Raw genomic sequence first — 18332 nt, forward strand, 5'->3', positions numbered from 1 at the left:
ATCGGACCCTCGGCCTCGATCCTGACGCCCAAGTGCAGAATGCCATCCGTCTCGTGTTCGACACCTTTGAGCGGACCGAAAGTGCCGTGCAGACCGTCCGCTTCTTCCGAGAGCAAGCTCTGTTGTTCCCACGTCGATTGCGCGCAGGTCCAAACAAGGGAGACCTCCTGTGGGCGCCGCCGAATCATGCGCGCATCCTGCAGGTGCTCCACAATCCACGCTACGCCGGCGCCTTCGTCTATGGGCGCACGCGCACACGGTACAGACCCGACGGCGGCAGCAGTGTCGTCAGGGTTGCTAAGGCGGACTGGCAGTTCGTCATGCCGGGCATGTACCAAGGCTACATCGACTGGGAACGGTTCGAAGCCAATCAGCGGCGGCTCGCCGACAATGCCCGCGCCTTCGGCGGCGAACGGCGGTCGGGGCCGGCACGCGAAGGACCGGCGTTGCTGCAAGGTCGCGTGGTCTGTGGCCTCTGTGGCGAACGCATGGGTGTGCGCTACAGCCAAGAGCACAGCCGCATAGTGCCGACCTATGTCTGTCAAGCTAATGCGGTGCGGCGCGCGGGATGGACATGCCAAACGGTTCCCGGGAAGCTCGTCGATGCCGCGATCGCCGCCCTGATGATCGAGCTGATGACACCGATGAGCCTGGCGGTCACTTTGGAGGTTCAGCGCGAGCTCGAGGCGCGCGCCGCGGAGACTGACGCAGCGCGTCGCCAGCATGTCGAGCGGATGCGGTATGAAGCTGAGATCGCGCGTCGGCGCTACATGAAGGTCGATCCCGACAACCGCCTTGTCGCCGATGCGCTCGAGGCGGAATGGAACGAGAAGCTGCGCCTTCATGCCGATGCGGCCGAAGACTACGAGCGCCGCAGCAAACAGCAAGCCGCAGCACTGAACGCCGAGACCCGACGGCGCATTCTCGATCTTGCCGAGCAACTGCCACGAATCTGGCACGACTCGCGTGTCGACGTCCGCGAGCGCAAGCGTATTGTGCGTCTACTCATCGACGACGTAACCCTGATCAAAGCGGAGAAGATCACTGTTCACGTGCGCCTGTCGGGCGGCGCGACGCGCTCCTTGGTGCTCGAACGGCCGTTGCCTATCGCACAGATCCGCAAGTTCAAACCCGAGCTCGTCGCCGAGGTCGATCGTCTCCTTGACTATTACTGCGATCGTGAGATCGCTGAGATTCTCAATCAGAACGGATGGCGCACATCGGAGGCAAAGCCGTTCAATCTGAAGAAGATCGCCTTCATTCGAGGTGCCTACAAACTGGCGAGTCGATACGATCGACTGCGCCACTGTGGCATGCTCACGACGCGCGAGGTCGCAGCGAGGTTTGGCATTGCCAAGACCACCGTGCAGGAGTGGGGCCGTCAGGGGCTCATCAAACAGTGCTACGCTGACAGCCTTAACCGTGGTCTCTGGGAGATCCCATCAAATACGATTATCCTTAAAGGCCGCGGCGGCCGCCGCTCCCGCAAACCGCGAACAACATCTATCACCGCGCAACTGTCAGGATGAGGTGCAATATGAAGCAATCGCCTTGTCCCGTGGCCGTCGCGGCCTGGCCGGCAGAATGGCGGTGCCGTAATGCGCCGCCATGTCGGCATAGCTGCGATTGATCCTGGGATCGTAGAGACAGGCTTTGATCACAGCGACTTTGGTGTTGTCCGGCACCAGCAGCGCCGGGACGCCGCCGATCGCCGCGAAGGCGCCAACATGGGCGCTGATCCAGTCGGCGAGTCCCTGCGTCCACGTCGCCTGCGCGTAGGTGAAGCTCGAGGCGCCGAGCACGGCGACGAAGATCTGCGCCGTCCTCCGCTCGCCGGTGAGGCGGTCGACCACCACCGGCACGCCGTCGCCCGCGTAGTCGACGAACAGCTTGTCGCCGGCCGCGTGCGCCTGGCGCATCGTCACCGACAGGCGTCCCTCCCAGGCGCGGTAAAGCTCGCAGAAGCGCGAGTACCGGTATCCGCCGGGCTCGGCGCCGATGTACTCCTCCCACAGGATCGACAGCGTCACATGCTTGCGCTTGAGCTCGCGGTGCACCGCCGCCCAGTCGGGCTCGGCGATGCGGCGATGACCCTGCCGGTTACCGTTGCCGGTCTTGGCGAACAGGCGGGCCTCCAGGGCCGCGTCCGTGAGTTCGTCGGGCAACGGCCAGCTCAGGCCTGCGGCCTCGAATCGCCGGATGGTCAGCCGCACTGTCGAGGGCGCCGCGCCCATCCGCCGAGCAATCTCGCGGCTCGGCAGCCCAGCCGCCTTCATCCTGATCACATCGCGCACACGGCGCATCGCAAGCCTCTCCGTCGGCATCCAGGGTCCCCCTTCGCAAAACCGAAAGGTTGACCCTATGGGAGCCAGAAGAGGTCTCGTCACCCGGGCGACATCATCCCGGAATGGTGGGCGAGATCATCTCGGAATCCTGGGCGACATCGATCGGAATCCGCAACCCTACAAGCACGCCACTCGAATCGGTTGGCTCCTCCGTGGGTCCTCTAGAAGCGCGCGTATGCGCGCCGCGATCTTCCGTGCCTCCTCGGGCCCGGGTTCGAGCTTCACGCAATCGAGGATGCTGAGCAGCGCCTGGGCCTCCTCAGCATTAAACGTCGCGACTTGTCGATCTGCCAGGCTCAAAGATTGATCGGCCGCCCGGGCCTGATTGGCTGCAAGCACCGCAAGCGCCTGCGAGCGTAGGGAGGTGGCGTGTCGCTCCAAGGTGTGCATTCCGTTTGGACCTGCAAGGTGGCGTCGCAAGCGATGGTGGCCAGCCCGTCCTCGAAGACTGAGGCTGACCACCTTTGCTCCCGAGAGGCTGAAATTCTCAAGATGCTACCAATTTGTATTCTGAGAACAGTTGGAGAGCACCTGCCAGCACGAGGGGGTTGCCGCATCCCCGCGTGCCTGTATAAAATGCTCGGCCTGTAACTGTTCGAGCTGGCTCCGCTCATAGGAGTAACGCCTTGCCCAGGACCGAAGTGGCAATCCGAGCATTCACGGACTACGTCCGTAGGCCAAGCCATACACCGGCAGAAGACACGTACGGCCCACAGCGAACTAAAGAACAGCTGGCCGATTGGCGATCCCGGGTTGAAGTTATCCGCTCAAAAATGGACGCGGTGGCGGATTGCCCGATTTCGACCTTATCCGAATTCGAGGCGCTCAGACGCGAGATGGGGACAGATTTTCCCGCAACGCCACCCGCTTTACTTAACCGTGTAGCGGACGCATTTTTACACCGTGGTTCGGCGGATGCCCGACCCTCAATCAGGACGGAGCCGGATGATGCCTAGCACATTCTCGCTGCACAAGATCGACGAAGCGATACGCGACCTCGAAGAAAAAGTTGCTCACGGTGCAGAAATCAGCCGCGAGGAGCTCGCGAGCAGCATTCTGCGGATTACGAAGCGTCTTCGAGATGAACTCGAAGCGGCGGTCACGGTAGTCGATAGCCTCAAGGATCACACCGGACTCACGGTGGCAGCCGCGCGACCTAAACAGCGGGAACGTTAGCGGCCACTTGACTCGACGCTTGGAAGTGGACCAATAAAGTGCTGTCCCTGCCACTCGCTAGTGACTTCTACGCAGCCAGCCTCAGCGACGAAAGAAGCTGACGGGGATACATCATCCCGACGAATGCCCTAGCGCAACTACCAGGATAGGGCGGTGACTTGGCGATCAGTCCCGGATCGTAGGCAGCACGGGCGCGGCGCGCTGGCGAAAGTCTCACAGGCATCCCACCCGAGAACCGGCTGGTACGGGGATGTCCCGGGTTCTGTTGAATTTCTGAAGAGGTCGGCGTTGCTCACCTTGAGCCGGTAGGCTCGGGGTGCTGATTCCACAAAGGAGAGCAACGCCATGACGAGAGATATCACACCGGCTGGTTCGCCGGCGACTGGGGCTGTGGACGAAGCGTTTGCGGAAGTGCGGGCGAGCTTTGATCGGTTCTGCCTTGCGGCGGGGATCGAGGCGCTCGGCACGATGATGGAGGCGGATGTGACGGCGGCCTGCGGGCCGCGCCACGGTCGCGATGCGGTGCGGCGGGCGCACCGTTGGGGCCGAACGCGCGGACGGATCGGTTTCCATGGCGGCAAGATCGAGGTCGAGCGCCCGCGGGTCCGGGGCGTGGACGGCCGCGAGGTCACGATCCCGAGCTGGGAAACGGCGGCGCAGGAGGACTGGCTCGGTCGCTGGGCGATGAACCTGATGCTGATCAATGTGTCGACGCGCCGGTTCGGCCGCGCTGTCCGGCTGCCCGAGGGTGACGTGCCGGCACCGCCCGGATCGGGGGTTTCGGAGTCGGCGGCCTCGCGGAGGTTCGTAGCGCTGTCGGCGGCGCGGCTGGCCGACTTCATGGCTGCCGATCTGTCCGCGCTCGACCTTCTGGTGGTCCAAATCGACGGGCTGCATCTCGGCGACGATCTCGTGCTGGTCGCCGCGATCGGGGTTGACGGCGAAGGCAACAAGCATCCGCTGGCGCTGGTGGAAGGGGCGACCGAGAATGCCGCAACGGTTCAGGCCCTGCTGGACAACCTGGTCTCGCGCGGGCTCGACCCGACGGTGCCAAGACTGTTCATCGCCGACGGCGCGAAGGCGTTGTCGAAGGCGATCCGCCGCACCTTCGGTTCGGCCGCTGCGATCCAGCGCTGCCAGATCCACAAGGCGCGCAACATCATGGAACGCCTGCCGAAAGAGCATCATGCGGCCACCCGTCGGGCGCTGCGCCAGGCCTGGGAGCTCGATGATGCCGACAAGGCCGAAAAATTGATCCGCAATCTCGCGCGTCGACTCGACCAGCAATGGCCCGGCGTAGCGGCCAGCATCCTCGAAGGCCTCGACGAAATCCTGACCGTCGTCCGGTTGAAGTTGCCGAAGGAGCTTCGTCGATCGCTCGCCTGTACCAACATCGCCGAGAACATGATGGGCACCATTCGCCGCGTCACGCGCAACGTCAAACGCTGGCGGGATGCCGGTATGGCCTTGCGATGGGTCGCGGCCGGCATGATCGAGGCCAACAAGGGCTTCCGACGATTGAAGGCGCATAAGCAATTGTCGGTTCTGCGTGCGGCTCTTCAAGCTCGCCACAATCGCATGACGATCAACCCCGTTGCCCACGTCACGAGGGCCGCGTAACATTCATTCCGGCAACGTCGATCCGACCTAGTTCAACAGCGATCGGGACATCCCCTTTGGAAGGGGGTCGAACGATCTGGCCCGACCCCGCCCTGTGAGCACACGTAGATGAAGCCTCATCGTGCGCAGAGGATTTGCGATTACCCCGCAACTTCAACCTCGAGATCCGTAGCGCGCAGGCTCGATAGTGGTACATGCTGCCACTTCTGAGCGACTGTGCCGTTCTCCGGATAGAGCCAAATTGGGTTGCCTTCTTGCTGTCTGCTATTATTGTTATCGATGCACAGGTTGCGATTGACTAAGCTGTAGATAGGACCTGGGTTCTCCCCAAATTCCCACTGCTGGTTAGGGTTGGCAGCGTCGTAGAACTGAAGGTAGAGCCTAGCTTCCCTGATGGCATTACCGCTTGGCGCGAGTGCAAGCCGATCGCTTGCGTGAAGCCTAATGGAGCCGGCGTCAAGGTCGATATCCCAGACAATATATCGAAGGGCGGCATGTCTTTTTCGAAGTACAATTGGAGCACCCACTGCCTGATCGTGCACGCCGATCACGTAGTCCTCATTCGCCTTGTATTTGATTATAAAGCTTCCCATTTGTATGTATCCTTGCTTTCCGAAAGCGCTGTCCACCGCGCGATGAAGGTCTTTGAGCCTCACCACCCTTTGCAGCAATATACGTGCCACCGGAAAATGTTCTGTGCATTTAGAGAAAGGCGCGAGATCGTGCGCTTCCCTGTGGGGGATGCTTACATCTCAATGTTGGCCTCCCGACGCACAATGTCTTCAGTCGGACATGGCTGAATAGTTAGACCGTATGCGCACCTCTTGCGGTGAGATGGCTCGCCCTACACTGCGCGTCCTAAGGTTGCACGGGCGTACCGAGCCGATCCTCATCACGAGGACGAGCCGTGGCAGATTATAGGAAGGCCTTTTGTCGGAATCGATGTGGCCAAGCTGAGAAATGCCGTCGGGATTGCGGATGTAGGCCGGGAGGGCGAGGTTCGGTTCTTGCGAGGTCGATGCCTTCATTGTCAACATGCGCCGCGTCATAGAGCGGATTGCCAACCGGTTTGACGCGTCCACTTCTGTTACGAGCCGGCCCAATTGGCTATGGTCTTTATCGCCTGATCCGGTCGCTCGGCCACGAATGCACTGTGATGGCGCCATCATTAATCCCGAGGAAGCCGGGCGATCGTGCGGAGACGAACCGCCGGGACGCCGTTTTCTCGCGCGGCTGCTACGCGCCGGCGAGTTAACGGCTTGTGGCTGCCTGATGAAGGTCACGAAGCGATGCGCGATCTCTTCGCGTCGCATGAGCAGCGGCTGAGATGCCGCGCGGCATAGAGCGGAGTGTGCAGGCCTGCATCTCCGCCATGATCCGCGCCTTCTCCTCGCCCATCCATCCTCGCCGCCGACGTTCCCCGGTGATCACCTCGACACGACGATAGGAATCACCTTCCAGCCTGCCATCAATATGGCACTTGCCATCGTTCCACCTCCACCGATCCGCTCATGTCAGGCTGTATCGTGCGCTAGCCGAGGGACAGCTAGATAGGGCCTCAGGCCGGTTACTGTCTTCAAGAGTAGTTCGATTAGGAACCAACGGCTCTAACGGTAGAACATCTGGTGAGCGACGTCAGGACCGAATGCGCGCGACCCACGTGACCGCGATGAATAGGCTGAGCTGACCCGCGACGTCGATCTTCGTGCAGAAGTTCGGACATCCGAGTCTTGAACCAGGCACAGCTGAAGACCCAAAACGCCTCGCCTCGACCACAGATTCCAACCAGCTGCTGTTACAGATCCAGGCACAGTTGAGTTTGAGCTGAGCATGAGCTTATCCTTTGCCTTATTGGACTGATCCGCCGTTCGACTTTCCGGCATCTCCGCCAGTGCTCGCGCGGTTCTCGCGCTTACGAATGAACGTCTCATATCCCTCGGGATTAACCTCCTTTAGGCGATCTAGCGCGCGCTCAGCTTCCAGATCGGCGGCCTTGCTATGACGCTGTTTGATCTCGTTTACTTTTGCTTCCATCCCTGTGAGCTGCCCCATTGCTGTTGTTGCATCCTCGGATGCGATCTTGAGCTTCGCGCCTGGTGTCTCCTCGATGCCTACGAGCATCGTCCTAAGCTCTTTAACGGCCTTGGAAAGAATGACCAGCTGTTCAGCTAAGCCAATCTCAGCACTTACGTCATTATCGACTTGCCGGTGAAAATTCGGTGCGATGTCCTGCACCACCGACCCGCTGAGTGGCGCGAAAAATGGAAAACTCAACCAAGAGAACCAATTAGGGTTTGACATTGATATCCTCTCGGCCATCTTGGTGTTCTTCCTCAGTATATTCCAGCAATTGGCGTGCCAATCGGCCTTGGTATCGACGACGGCGCAAAGTACAGATATCATTTCCACCGGGCATGCGAACCTAGCGCGGCCCGGATGCACAGCTCGGCTTGTGGCCGCAGGTTAGGCGGTACCGTCAAGTTAACGAAAGTGATCAGCTATGCCGTTTGGTTGTATTTCCGGTTTCCCTTAAGCTTGCGCATGGTCTGGAAATGCTGGCGGCGCGTGGCATCGGCGTGACCTATGAAACCGTGCGCCAGTGGGGGCGCAAATTCAGCAAGCCGTTCTCCGGCTTTCAATTACCCACATTTCCAGCCGCGGCGATTTCGGCGCCGAGTTCGATGTCTGCGAGTCGGGAGAGGCCGCGCCAGATGACAACGTTTCCGGGTGGCGGACCGCCCGCCCTGGCCAAGTAGCCACCTAGCAGGCTGTTGAAGAACTCAGCTGTGTTCGCAAACGAAGGCCGAATCGTCGCCATTGTGTATGTAGAAGTGGCCGACGAGCCTGCCGGCAGTGCCGATCATGGCCCATCCGCGACCGCAGGTGGGGTCATTCTCATCGTGCCCCTGCCATGAGAACTCCGCGCAGGCCGAACCGTCTCGCGTGCCGTAGCGGACGTCGAGGAAGCCCTTCAGCGCACCGAAGGCAACTTCACCGTCGGACTTGCCCTTGAAGGTGAGATGCGCCTGTTCGACGAGATCGAGGAAGTCGCCGTCCCAGGTGTCCATTTCGACGATGCGCCAGCGGCCGGCAAAGGCCTTGGCGAAGCCGGGCACCTTGGCCATCAGCCGGCCTCCGCGATCAGCTTGGGCAGCCGCACCAGATTGTAGGCGGCAGCAGCGAAGGTAAAGGCCCATCCGACGCGTTCACGGCCACGGAAGCTGGTCTTCTCTTGCCCGGCGACCGTCTTGATCCAGCCGAATGCCTCCTCGATCCGCTTGCGGATGCGCTGGCTGACGGCATAGCCGCCGTGCCGGGTCGTTCGCCCGTCGATCGCAGAGCTGCGGCCGCTGGTGTTCTGCGCAACATGCGGCGTCACGTTCATCGAGCGCAGCTCGTTGACGAAGTCTTCTGCGTCGTAGGCCTTGTCGGCGCCAAGCGTGGTCATCTCGTCGCGCCACCGAGTGTGCGGCCGCGCCTAGCGCAGGCGAAGCCTGCGGCGCCTGAGCCGTGTCTGGTGCCCCTTTCGCCATCGCCGGCTCCGCTGCCGTGGCCCCTCGCGCCATCGCCAAAGCCGGCCGACCTCACGCTCGATCCGTCGCACGACGACTTGTTGACGTCGTTCGGCAAGCTGACGCTGACCGACCGTTATCTGCTCGCCGGCGAAACTTACCAGGACATGTTCGGGCGGGTGTCTTGCGCTTTCGCGGACGATGTTGCGCATGCCCAACGTCTCTATGATGCGATGTCCCGGCTATGGTTCATGCCGGCCACACCGGTGCTCTCCAACGGCGGGACCACGCGCGGCCTGCCGATCTCCTGCTTCCTCAACTCGGTGGCGGACTCGCTCGAAGGCATCGTCGGTACCTGGAACGAGAACGTCTGGCTTGCTTCCAACGGCGGCGGCATCGGCACCTACTGGGGCAATGTTCGCTCGATCGGCGAGAAGGTGAAGGGCGGCGTCACTTCAGGCATCATCCCGTTCATCCACGTCATGGACGGCCTGACGCTGGCGATCAGCCAGGGCTCGTTGCGGCGCGGCTCGGCGGCGGTCTATCTCGATATCCACCATCCCGAGATCGAGGAGTTCCTCGAGATTCGCAAGGCGTCCGGCGACTTCAACCGAAAGAGCCTCAACCTGCATCACGGCGTCAACGTCACCGATGAGTTCATGCGTGCCGTGGGCGCCGGCACCGCGTTCGCTCTGCGGAGCCCGAAGACTAACGAGGTCGTCCGCCAGATCGATGCCCGCCAGCTGTGGCAACGCATCCTTGAGAACCGGCTCCAGACTGGCGAGCCTTATCTCTTGTTCATCGACACCGTAAACCGCGCGCTCCCCAAGCATCAGCGCGAGCTGGGCCTCAAGGTCTCGACCTCCAACCTGTGCAGCGAAATTACCCTGCCGACCGGCATTGATCATCGCGACGAGGAGCGCACCGCGGTCTGCTGTCTGTCGTCGCTCAACCTCGAGACCTGGGACCAGTGGAGTGAGGAGCCCACCTTCATCGAGGATGTCATGCGCTTCCTCGACAACGTGCTCAGCCACTTCATCACGGTGGCGCCGGACGGCATGAAGCGTGCCCGCTACGCTGCCCTGCGTGAGCGCTCCGTCGGCCTCGGCGTCATGGGCTTCCACTCCTTCCTGCAGGCCAAGGGCATTCCAATGGAAAGTGTCATGCAAGTCGTTCAATCTGAACATGTTCCGAAAAATCCGTCGCGACGCCGACGCGGCATCCGTGACGCTCGCGCGCGAGCGTGGTCCGTGCCCGGATGCCCTGGAACGCGGCGTGATGGCGCGCTTCAGCCATAAGATCGCAATCGCGCCGACCGCCTCGATCAGCATCATCTGCGGCGGCACCAGCGCCTGCGTCGAGCCAATCCCGGCCAACATCTACACCCATAAGACATTGTCCGGCGCCATCTCGGTGCGTAATCCGCATCTCGCCAAAGTGCTTGCGGCGAAGGGCGCCGACACTTCGGCGATGTGGCAGTCGATTATAGCACACGAAGGATCGGTGGCCCGTCTCGACATCTTGTCGGAGCACGAGAAAGCGATCTTTCGCACCGCTTTCGAGATCGACCAGCGCTGGATCGTCGAGCTTGCCGCCGACCGCGCCCCGTTCATCTGCCAAAGCCAGTCGATCAACCTCTATCTCCCAGCCGATGTCGATAAATGGGACCTTCACATGCTGCACTGGACGGCATGGCAGTGCGGATTGAAAAGCCTCTACTACTGCCGCTCAAAGTCTATCTCGCGCGCGTCGTTCGCCGGCAAGATCGGCGACAGCGACGAGGTGGCGGCGCCGCAGCCGCAGCGTACTGATTATGAGGAGTGCCTTGCATGTCAGTGATCGATCTTTCGGCCGTCGATCCGCGTACGCTGATCGGCAAGGGACGAGTGGGGCTGCTCGACTCGACCGGAACCTATGATGTCGATCGCTACGCCTGGGCTTACGAGCTCTGGAAGCGCCAGCAGCAGACCCATTGGATGGGCGAGGAGGTGCCGCTCGGCGCCGACCTCAAGGACTGGGCGTCGGACCGCGTCACCGCCAGCGAGCGCGCGCTGCTCACCCAAATCTTTCGTTTCTTCACTCAGTCGGACATCGAGGTCGGGGACAACTATCTCAAGCGCTACATCCCGATCTTCCAGCCGCTCACTGTTCAGATGATGATGTCGGCCTTCAGCAACATGGAGACGGTCCACATCGACGCCTATGCGCTGCTGCTCAAGACGCTCGGCATGCCCAAGACCGAGTTCGAGGCATTCCGCGGCTATGCCGAGATGCGCGCCAAGGCGGACTACATGCACGAGTTCGGCGTCGACAGCGTGGCCGATGTCGCTCGGACCTTGGCGATGTTCGGCGCCTTCACCGAAGGCATGGCGTTGTTCGCGAGCTTCGCCATGCTGCTCAACTTCCCGCGTCACAACAAAATGAACGGCATGGGACAGATCGTAAGCTGGTCAGTGCGCGACGAGAGTCTGCATTGTGAGGGTATCATCATGCTGTTTCACGAATGGCACCGCGAAACCGGCGCGGTGACGCGCGCTGTCCGTGACGACATCGTCGACGTCGCCAAGACCATGCTGAAGCTGGAGGAGAACTTCGTCGACCTCGCCTTCGGGCTCGGCAAGATCGAGGGCATGCGAGCTGAGCAGATCCACGCCTACGTCCGCTATGTCGCCGACTGGCGACTGACCCAGCTGCGGATTGCCCCGGACTTCGGCTTCTTCGAGGCCAAGGAGGGCGGATTCATCCAGCTCAAGCCGCATCCATTGCCGTGGCTTGTCGAGATTCTCAATGGTGTCGAGCACGCCAATTTCTTCGAGCAGCGCGCCACGGAGTACTCCAAGGCGGCGAGCCGCGGCAGCTGGGACGGCGAAAACGGGGTGTGGGCGGCTTTCGGCCGTATCTAGCCCATCTTTATTCATGAAGGGCCTGTGGGTGGCTGGCGAATGTGGTGTAAGCCGCCGATGGGACGTGGGATTCGGTTGCTGAGACCAATTCTGCGCTGACATCATCGAGGTAACCATACCGGCCATGGTCGATGATACGATTCTGCCCTTCCTGTTTCGAGCGGTCAGGCGCAAGACGATCACAGCCGCCTTTGATGGGGGGCGGCTGTTTTCAGCGGCTATGATGTGGAGGGCTCTACGACCCGAATCCGCTCGAATGCGACAGGGGACCAGAGGACTTCTCGTTCCGTGGATTCATAGCACCCGAAGGATCATTGAAATTCCTTGGCTGCGTCCAAAGGGCGCCATCAATGCGGGGCAGGGGCCCTTGCCGGCCCGGCTTAGATGCGTTCAGTCTAAGGCATGAGGCTTGGAGGTTTTGAGTGATGACGGTGCTGTCGATGAGCCGGGCTGAGATCGACCGGGTGCATGTGTTGCGGGATGTTGTGGCGGAACGGATTGCAGTGCGATGGCAGCGCAACTGCTTCGGGTCACATCGCGGCAGGCATTCCGGCTGCTGAAGGCCTATCGGATCGGAGGCCCTGCGGCACTGCTGTCGAAGAAGCGTGGCAAGCCGAGCAACCGAGCCTATCCGGCGGCGTCCCCACCATCGACCGCGCCTCCGCCGGGTCGAACATAGGGCCATCAGGCCAGCCTAGCTGTCCTCTCACCGATGACATTTCTAGTGAGCGGAACCTGCGACTTGTCTATCAGGCGCCGACACCGCGAATTTGGTGAGACCCTGCGCGGGACTGCCGAACTCGCCGTCGATCGTCGCGGACACTCCGCGGTGAGTAAGCGTCGTTCCGCTCCCACCTTCTCGCGGCGCATGGGATAGGCGAGCTTCACGATCTCTTTGAAGGGATCGGCTTGTGTCTATGCTTGACCATACGCTTAAGTCGGACGTGACGGCGCGCCGGCTGGAGGTGATCACGGAGACGGGACGCCGTCGTTGGTTCTCCAAGGACGACAAGACCCGGATCGTCGAGGAGACGCTGGCACCAGGGGCGGTCGTTTCCGAGATTGCCCGTCGACACGGGCTGAGCCCGCAGCAAGTCTTCACCTGGCGCCGGCAGGCGCGCCGGTCGCCGGCGCCGATGGCTGACGATCCGCCGTTTGTACCGGCGGTGGTAGACGCCACAGTGCCGGCGGTGGCTGTTGGCCATGAGCGCAAGACAGCACGACGCAAAGCCAAGCCGAATGTCCGGGCTCGCCGTTGCGACGCTGGGGACATCGAGATCGAAGCCGAAGGCGTTACGATCCGGGTCGGCCGAGGCGCGGACGTGGTGATGATTGCGGCCATCGTCCATGCGCTGAAGGCAGGCCGGTGATCGGCCCGTCCGGAACTGTCCGGGTGATGGTGGCAACCAAGCCGGTCGACTTCCGCAAAGGAATGGAGGGGCTTGCGATGCTGGTACGCGAGCACATGAAAGCCGATCCGTTCTCGGGAGCTGTTTATGTGTTCCGTGCCAAGCGGGCGGACCGGATCAAGCTGATCTTCTGGGATGGTACGGGTTTGTGCCTGTTCGCCAAGCGGCTCGAGGAAGGCCTCTTCCGCTGGCCGAAGATCGAGGATGGCGTGATGCGTTTGTCGGCGGCGGAATTGTCGGCGCTGCTCGAAGGGCTGGATTGGCGGCGTGTCCACGCGGCACGGGAGACGGTCGTCCCGACGCAAGCCGGATAATTGTGGGCCGCGCTGCGGCGAAGTGAATCAGAGGTATCGAGCACATCGTCAGGCGGGCGCGAATATGCTCTGATTTGCCTGTGAGCGATAACCTTCCTGATGATCTTCAGACGCTGAAGGCGATGCTGCTTGCCGAGCGGCACGAGAGCGAGCGGCTGCGCCAGATCATCAAGGAATTGCAGCGTCATCGCTTTGGCCGGAAGGCAGAGTCGCTTCCTGAGGAACAGATGCTGCTGGGCCTCGAGGACGTCGAGCAGGTCGCGGCCTCTACCGAGGCCTGTCAGGACGAGACCGCCCCGGAAGGCCGGGTGGAGCGCGCACGCAAGCGCCGCAACAATCGCGGCGCACTGCCGGCGCATCTGCCGCGGATCGAGGTCGTCGTCGATATTGACGACAAGACCTGCCCCTGCTGCCAGGGCGAGCTGCACCGGATCGGTGAAGACAAGAGCGAGCGGCTGGAGATGGTGCCGGCGCAGTTCCGCGTTGTTGTCACCCGGCGCCCCAAATACGCCTGTCGCGCCTGCGAGGACGGCGTCATGCAGGCCGAGGCTCCGGCCCGGCTGATCGAGGGCGGACTGCCGACGGAGGCAACCGTCGCCCAGGTTCTGGTTTCCAAATATGCCGATCATCTGCCGCTCTACCGGCAGGCCCAGATCTATGCCCGCCAAGGCATCGCTCTCGATCGATCGACGCTGGCGGACTGGGTTGGGCATGCCGCCTTCCATCTGCGCCCGCTGCATGAGCGCCTTCTCACGGTGCTTCGCGCGAGGTCCAAGCTGTTCGCCGACGAGACAACCGTGCCGGTGCTCGATCCCGGTCGAGGGCGCACCAAGACCGGCCAGCTCTGAGCCTATGCCGCCGACGACAGGCCCTGGGGCGGTCTCGATCCGCCAGGCATCGCCTATGTCTATGCACCCGACCGCAAGGCCGAGCGGCTGTTCAGCCATCTTGCCGGCTTCAAGGGCGTCCTGCAGGTCGATGGCTACATCGCATACCCAAAGCTTGCCGACCGCAGTGAGGTCGAGCTCGCCTTCTGCTGGGTGCACATGCGGCGCAACTTCTACGAACTCGCGACAGCCGGCCCCGCGCCGATCGCAAGCGAGGCGCTGAAGCACATTGCCGCATTCTATGCGATCGAGAAGGAGATCCGCGGCCGCAGCGCCGAGGAACGTCGCCTCGTGCGGCAGCAGAAGAGCCGGCCACTGGCTGATGCCTTCGAGGCCTGGCTGCGCGCCAAGCTGGCCCTCATCAGCCAGAAGATCAAGCTCGCCGAAGCCATCCGCTACGCCCTCTCGCGCTGGCAAGGCTTAACGCGCTTCATCGAAGACGGCCACATCGAGCTCGACAACAATACCGTCGAACGGTCAATCCGTGGTATCAAGCTCAGTCGCAAGAACGCGCTGTTTGCCGGATCCGACGGTGGTGCCGAACACTGGGCTGTCGTCGCGTCCTTGGTCGAGACTTGCAAGCTCAACGACGTCGATCCGCTCGCCTATCTCACCGACGTCCTGACCAAGATCGTCAAAAGTCATCCCAATCGCGACATCGACCAGCTACTGCCCTGGGCCTACCGCACTCAATCCCTCAAAGCCGTGGCCTGAAAACGACGCTTACCGCGGTGAGCTGCGTCATCCAACTACAACAGCGATTGTGAGAAACTTCACGATACAACCTCGGCCTGAGGCTTAGGTTAGGGTGCATCGAGTAGTGCTACGGATGTGCTGGCCCCTATTTGGTCACCACTTTGCATGTCCCGCAGCGATAAGCGATCGAGGCATCTTCGGGTTTCGCTTCCCTCGGAGTTTCAAAAGCGGGAGAAGCACATGGTGGGACGTCTTCCAGAACGTCGGATTGATCTAAAAGCGCGGCTCGAGAGTGGCGGGCCGCGCAAACATCTTGCCATAGACGGGAGCGGAATCCGAGGGGGCCTCTCGTTGAAAATTCTAGAGGAAATCGAGCGGTTGCTAACCAAGGCAAGCAACCGCGCCGACTATCGTCTGGCGGACTATTTCGACTATGTCGCCGGAACCAGCACCGGCGGCCGCGCCGGAGAGCGCCGCCAAGCCTGAACCAACGAACCACGCCGTCTTGCTGTCCACACCAGCGGGCTTGCGGGGGCGAGCATAGGCTTCGTAGTTCCCACTGCTGTACTACATCGCAACCTCAGATCTTGTTTTATGTGACAATTGATCAGCTGCTAGTCAGAAGATGCTTTCGGGCGCCTGACACTTGTACGGGACGCCGATCGTCAGACCGCCATCGACGACGATTTCGGAGCCCGTAAGATAAGAGGACTCGTCACTGAGCAGGAACAACACTACCTGTGACACTTCCGGCGGCTCGGCTGCCCGCCCAAGCGGAATGGGAAAACTGGAAGAATCGAAGTCCTTTGTCATCCAGGTGTTGATTAACCCCGGATGGACTGAGTTTATTCGAACCCCAGACGCAGCGGCCTCCAAAGCAGCGGACTTGGTAATGCCGCGCACGCCGAACTTGGAAGCAACGTAGGCGTGAAGCCCTGCACTACCCCTCAGCCCCTCGACCGACGAGATGTTGACGATCGAGCCTCCGCCCGCGCGGCGCATGGCCGGCAGGGCAGTCTGCATTCCCAAAAATACACCGGTGAGATTGACAGCAAGGGTCTTCGTCCACTGCTCAAGCGGAAACTGCTCGATAGGAGCAATACTGGCTATGCCGGCATTGTTGACGAGGCCATGCAGCGCGCCAAACTTGCTCTCCGCAGCCGCGATCGCTTGGCACCATTCCTCTGGCTGAGCGACGTCTTGACGCAGATAGATCGCGGATGTGCCAAGGCCGGCCGCGAAAACCTCGCCTTCTTTACGAAGAATATCGGTGATCACGACTTTAGCTCCCTCCGCTACCAGCAGGCGCGCATGAGCGGCCCCCATCCCTCGAGCCCCGCCGGTCACCAGAATGACTTTTTCGCTGACACGTCCCATAATTTCGCTTCCTCGACAGTGTGGTGGTGCAAGGTCTTTGCGACATCCACTATGCACTATGTCAATCGACCCCTGGTCGATCTGCTGTGTCCCGCTGCGATGCCCAAAGGCTGTGCGTAGTGCCGTGTAACTCGGCGTGAAAACCAACTCGATAACGATTCCACGTCGTGGACACGCGTCCGCCGTTCATACATTACCGTCGGAGTGTTGAATTGGCATCACGACATTGGGCCACCTTGTTGAGCCCGACGAATCACGACCGAGTTTCCTCCGGAAGATGCGCGTGGACTGCAGGCGACGCAACGCCGGTTCCGCACAGATGCACCGTACTGAGCTCTTCGTGGCTGGCCGCGGGAGTGGGGCGCAGAACGCATGAGGTTCTCCGAGTCTTGCGAAGTGGAGTATCCATCCTGTGCAATCGGCGCGCCGAGAATCTCGTACGAATGCAAACTCACGCAACTCTTGCAGAGTTGCTACAGCTGTTCCGATCTTCTTACGCGACCTGGGTATCCGCTAGCATGCGTTTCGGGCCATGCACAGCGATAGCGTTTCGACATTAAAGCTTAGTCGAGCCTCCCAAAACTGCGAGGCGTGCGAACTCGTCATGCGTTTACGTCCCAATTGATCATGTCGGACTTTCGACATTCCGCGTGGCCAATCAAACAAGGGGGAAGGCAACAGCAGAAGAGGCGACGGTTGTCGGCGGCCTTCTCGTACATCTTCATCCGAGCGAGTCCTCTAACACCGAATGAGGTGCTTGGCATCGACGTTGCATGCGACAGATAGAGAGGCCTATCGAGTTATCATCATCGTCGGTGAGCATACTTCACGGGAATGAACGCACGATCGTCAAGCTCATTCTGCACCACAGAATTGGGGTGCAGCGCGCAGAACTGTACGCGTCGTCGGCGAGACGATCATGATCAGCGCTCTATGAGCCGAGGGATCACCGAGCTGCATTGGAGGTTGCATCATCGAGGTTGCATCATCACAGTCTCTTCAGGATGCTTCAAAAACCGAGCACTGTTGCTGAGATGAGTTAGCTGAATCTACAGTTGCGTCCAAACACTCCAAGAGCGACGAGGAATGCGATGCCCGAGGTAAAAGGTATTCCTCTTGATGCGCCTCTCTACCGTGGGAGCAGAGACCGTGGCAGCGCGTTTCTCGGCTGCCAAGCCATAAACCTTGTATTCAGCGTGGGGAGCGAGGTGTCCTCTCTACTACCGAAGGGATTAGTACCCGTAGCAAACCCTGCAATCGCCGTTGTGGGGGTCGCGAGCTATCCCTCAAGCACTGTGGGGCCGTACTTGGAGTGCTATTCAGGAATTCAAGTTCGTGATCCCGGCGGTGAGACCGGCTTTTACATTCCTTACATTTACGTGACAACGAATGATGCAGCGCTTGCCTCCGGACGAGAGGTTCTTGGTGCTCCAAAAAAGCTGGCGCACATTACTCTGATTAGAGAAGGTGGCCTAATTCAGGGTACGCTCGAGCGTCCAGCTGGCAAGCGCCTGCTGACTCTTACCGCTCAACCGGACCAGCGCATGAGCTCGAGTTCGCAACAGATGTTTTCTGCGCGGACGTATTTCTACTCGGTTCGGCATTTGCCCCCCATCAATGAGCGCGGGAAGGGCGCAGTAACGCAGCTCGTCAAATGGTGCACCGCGCGAACGTTGCGACGCGACGAGCTTGGCGATCAAGTTCAATTTACTGGACCCATCTCCCTAACTTACGACTCACCCTCGATTGTCGATCCCGTGCACAATATTGCACTTGGCGAACCCATGCTTGGCACATACGAGGAGTATGACGCCAAGCTCGAGGTCATTGATATCCTTTCGGAAACCGCAACTCCAGGCAAATAGTGTCGATAAGCTTTAGGAGTTCATCCAATCCTGAGTTCAGCCGCGGGCTCTCGGCGTGCCCATTGATGGGCCATTACAGCGACGCAAGCTAGGGTCCTAACGTAGGCATACGATGAAGACCGCCCGATTGCCGCGTGCGCGTGGGCCCGGCGAGCTCTATGATGGCGTTGCGTGAAGGTCAGGCGGCCTGCTGACCGGCGGGCTTGCCGGCTTGGCCCAGCTTCCATT

At 60.9% G+C, this 18332-nt stretch carries 14 protein-coding genes and 5 pseudogenes; 13 read left to right on the forward strand and 6 right to left on the reverse strand.

The features are described 5' to 3' along the window. Window positions 1–1529: recombinase family protein (locus I6F17_RS36675; RefSeq protein ID WP_225138466.1), on the forward strand; the 1529-nt coding region annotated here is incomplete at its 5' end. Window positions 1530–1547: 18 nt separating this feature from the next. Here the strand turns inward: I6F17_RS36675 and istA are convergent. Beyond that, a pseudogene (gene istA, locus I6F17_RS36680) lies at window positions 1548–2303 on the reverse strand (IS21 family transposase); the annotation flags it as partial. Window positions 2304–3290: 987 nt separating this feature from the next. Between istA and I6F17_RS36685 the strand changes: the two are divergent. Further along, window positions 3291–3521 (forward strand): hypothetical protein, encoded by a 231-nt coding sequence (locus tag I6F17_RS36685; protein ID WP_036036210.1) that lies wholly within the window; start codon window positions 3291–3293, stop codon window positions 3519–3521. Window positions 3522–3866: 345 nt separating this feature from the next. Further along, entirely contained in the window at window positions 3867–5141 is a 1275-nt protein-coding gene (locus I6F17_RS36690; RefSeq protein ID WP_225132080.1) for an IS256 family transposase, read from the forward strand. A gap of 140 nt (window positions 5142–5281) precedes the next feature. Here the strand turns inward: I6F17_RS36690 and I6F17_RS36695 are convergent, their stop codons facing one another. Continuing rightward, the gene (locus tag I6F17_RS36695; protein ID WP_146207817.1) at window positions 5282–5734 is read right to left on the reverse strand and encodes a ricin-type beta-trefoil lectin domain protein; all 453 of its coding nucleotides are present in this window, start codon (window positions 5732–5734) and stop codon (window positions 5282–5284) included. 500 nt (window positions 5735–6234) lie between these two features. Between I6F17_RS36695 and I6F17_RS36700 the strand changes: the two are divergent. After that, window positions 6235–6442 (forward strand): annotated as a pseudogene (locus I6F17_RS36700) (IS110 family transposase); the annotation flags it as partial. 547 nt (window positions 6443–6989) lie between these two features. On the opposite strand, the gene I6F17_RS36705 reads toward I6F17_RS36700, so the two are convergent. Then, window positions 6990–7460, reverse strand: a complete 471-nt coding sequence (locus I6F17_RS36705; protein ID WP_225132079.1) for a hypothetical protein — start codon at window positions 7458–7460, stop codon at window positions 6990–6992. A 131-nt stretch (window positions 7461–7591) separates the two neighbouring features. On the opposite strand from I6F17_RS36705, the pseudogene I6F17_RS36710 reads away from it, so the two are divergent. Further along, window positions 7592–7771: pseudogene (locus I6F17_RS36710) on the forward strand (IS6 family transposase); the annotation flags it as partial. 150 nt (window positions 7772–7921) lie between these two features. On the opposite strand, the gene I6F17_RS36715 reads toward I6F17_RS36710, so the two are convergent. After that, a complete protein-coding gene (locus tag I6F17_RS36715; protein WP_109146007.1) occupies window positions 7922–8266 on the reverse strand; it encodes a hypothetical protein in 345 nt (114 codons plus the stop codon). Beyond that, window positions 8266–8583, reverse strand: a pseudogene (locus tag I6F17_RS36720) (transposase); the annotation flags it as partial. The pseudogene I6F17_RS36720 and the gene I6F17_RS36715, both read right to left, overlap by 1 nt. A 75-nt stretch (window positions 8584–8658) precedes the next feature. On the opposite strand from I6F17_RS36720, the gene I6F17_RS36725 reads away from it, so the two are divergent. The 7 genes and pseudogenes from I6F17_RS36725 to I6F17_RS36755 all read left to right on the forward strand — a co-directional run bounded on the left by I6F17_RS36725 (window position 8659) and on the right by I6F17_RS36755 (window position 15348). Continuing rightward, a complete protein-coding gene (locus tag I6F17_RS36725; protein ID WP_225132078.1) occupies window positions 8659–9951 on the forward strand; it encodes a ribonucleoside-diphosphate reductase subunit alpha in 1293 nt (430 codons plus the stop codon). Further along, on the forward strand, window positions 9932–10492 hold the full coding sequence (locus tag I6F17_RS36730; protein WP_225132077.1) for a hypothetical protein: 561 nt from the start codon (window positions 9932–9934) through the stop codon (window positions 10490–10492). Before I6F17_RS36725 ends, I6F17_RS36730 begins: the two co-directional genes overlap by 20 nt. Continuing rightward, window positions 10483–11556 carry a ribonucleotide-diphosphate reductase subunit beta gene (locus tag I6F17_RS36735; protein WP_225132076.1) on the forward strand — a complete coding sequence of 358 codons (1074 nt, stop codon included), beginning with the start codon at window positions 10483–10485 and terminating at the stop codon, window positions 11554–11556. The genes I6F17_RS36730 and I6F17_RS36735 overlap by 10 nt, the downstream gene beginning before the upstream one ends. 917 nt (window positions 11557–12473) lie before the next feature. Further along, window positions 12474–12926: a transposase gene (locus tag I6F17_RS36740; RefSeq protein ID WP_109146010.1), complete on the forward strand. Its 453-nt coding sequence runs from the start codon at window positions 12474–12476 to the stop codon at window positions 12924–12926. Beyond that, entirely contained in the window at window positions 12923–13279 is a 357-nt protein-coding gene (gene tnpB / locus I6F17_RS36745; RefSeq protein WP_109146011.1) for an IS66 family insertion sequence element accessory protein TnpB, read from the forward strand. The genes I6F17_RS36740 and tnpB overlap by 4 nt, the downstream gene beginning before the upstream one ends. A 122-nt stretch (window positions 13280–13401) precedes the next feature. Then, window positions 13402–14880: pseudogene (locus tag I6F17_RS36750) on the forward strand (IS66 family transposase). 222 nt (window positions 14881–15102) lie between these two features. Then, on the forward strand, window positions 15103–15348 hold the full coding sequence (locus I6F17_RS36755) for a patatin-like phospholipase family protein (protein WP_158284454.1): 246 nt from the start codon (window positions 15103–15105) through the stop codon (window positions 15346–15348). Between the two features lie 132 nt (window positions 15349–15480). Here I6F17_RS36755 and I6F17_RS36760 read toward each other — a convergent pair whose 3' ends face one another. Continuing rightward, entirely contained in the window at window positions 15481–16239 is a 759-nt protein-coding gene (locus tag I6F17_RS36760) for a glucose 1-dehydrogenase (protein ID WP_225132075.1), read from the reverse strand. A gap of 1091 nt (window positions 16240–17330) precedes the next feature. Between I6F17_RS36760 and I6F17_RS36765 the strand changes: the two genes are divergently transcribed. Further along, a complete protein-coding gene (locus tag I6F17_RS36765) occupies window positions 17331–18104 on the forward strand; it encodes an acetoacetate decarboxylase family protein (RefSeq protein WP_109146014.1) in 774 nt (257 codons plus the stop codon). Window positions 18105–18332 lie beyond the last annotated feature (228 nt).

The sequence above is a fragment of the Bradyrhizobium sp. NBAIM18 genome, from assembly GCF_020193825.1.
Lineage (GTDB): Bacteria > Pseudomonadota > Alphaproteobacteria > Rhizobiales > Xanthobacteraceae > Bradyrhizobium > Bradyrhizobium yuanmingense.

Coding starts and splice junctions, on each gene's coding strand:
- I6F17_RS36685 (WP_036036210.1), top strand. CDS start 3,291: ATGATGCCTAGCACATTCTCGCTGCACAAGATCGACGAAGCGATACGC.
- I6F17_RS36690 (WP_225132080.1), top strand. CDS start 3,867: ATGACGAGAGATATCACACCGGCTGGTTCGCCGGCGACTGGGGCTGTG.
- I6F17_RS36695 (WP_146207817.1), bottom strand. CDS start 5,734: ATGGGAAGCTTTATAATCAAATACAAGGCGAATGAGGACTACGTGATC.
- I6F17_RS36705 (WP_225132079.1), bottom strand. CDS start 7,460: ATGGCCGAGAGGATATCAATGTCAAACCCTAATTGGTTCTCTTGGTTG.
- I6F17_RS36715 (WP_109146007.1), bottom strand. CDS start 8,266: ATGGCCAAGGTGCCCGGCTTCGCCAAGGCCTTTGCCGGCCGCTGGCGC.
- I6F17_RS36730 (WP_225132077.1), top strand. CDS start 9,932: ATGGCGCGCTTCAGCCATAAGATCGCAATCGCGCCGACCGCCTCGATC.
- I6F17_RS36735 (WP_225132076.1), top strand. CDS start 10,483: ATGTCAGTGATCGATCTTTCGGCCGTCGATCCGCGTACGCTGATCGGC.
- I6F17_RS36740 (WP_109146010.1), top strand. CDS start 12,474: ATGCTTGACCATACGCTTAAGTCGGACGTGACGGCGCGCCGGCTGGAG.
- I6F17_RS36755 (WP_158284454.1), top strand. CDS start 15,103: ATGGTGGGACGTCTTCCAGAACGTCGGATTGATCTAAAAGCGCGGCTC.
- I6F17_RS36760 (WP_225132075.1), bottom strand. CDS start 16,239: ATGGGACGTGTCAGCGAAAAAGTCATTCTGGTGACCGGCGGGGCTCGA.
- I6F17_RS36765 (WP_109146014.1), top strand. CDS start 17,331: ATGCCCGAGGTAAAAGGTATTCCTCTTGATGCGCCTCTCTACCGTGGG.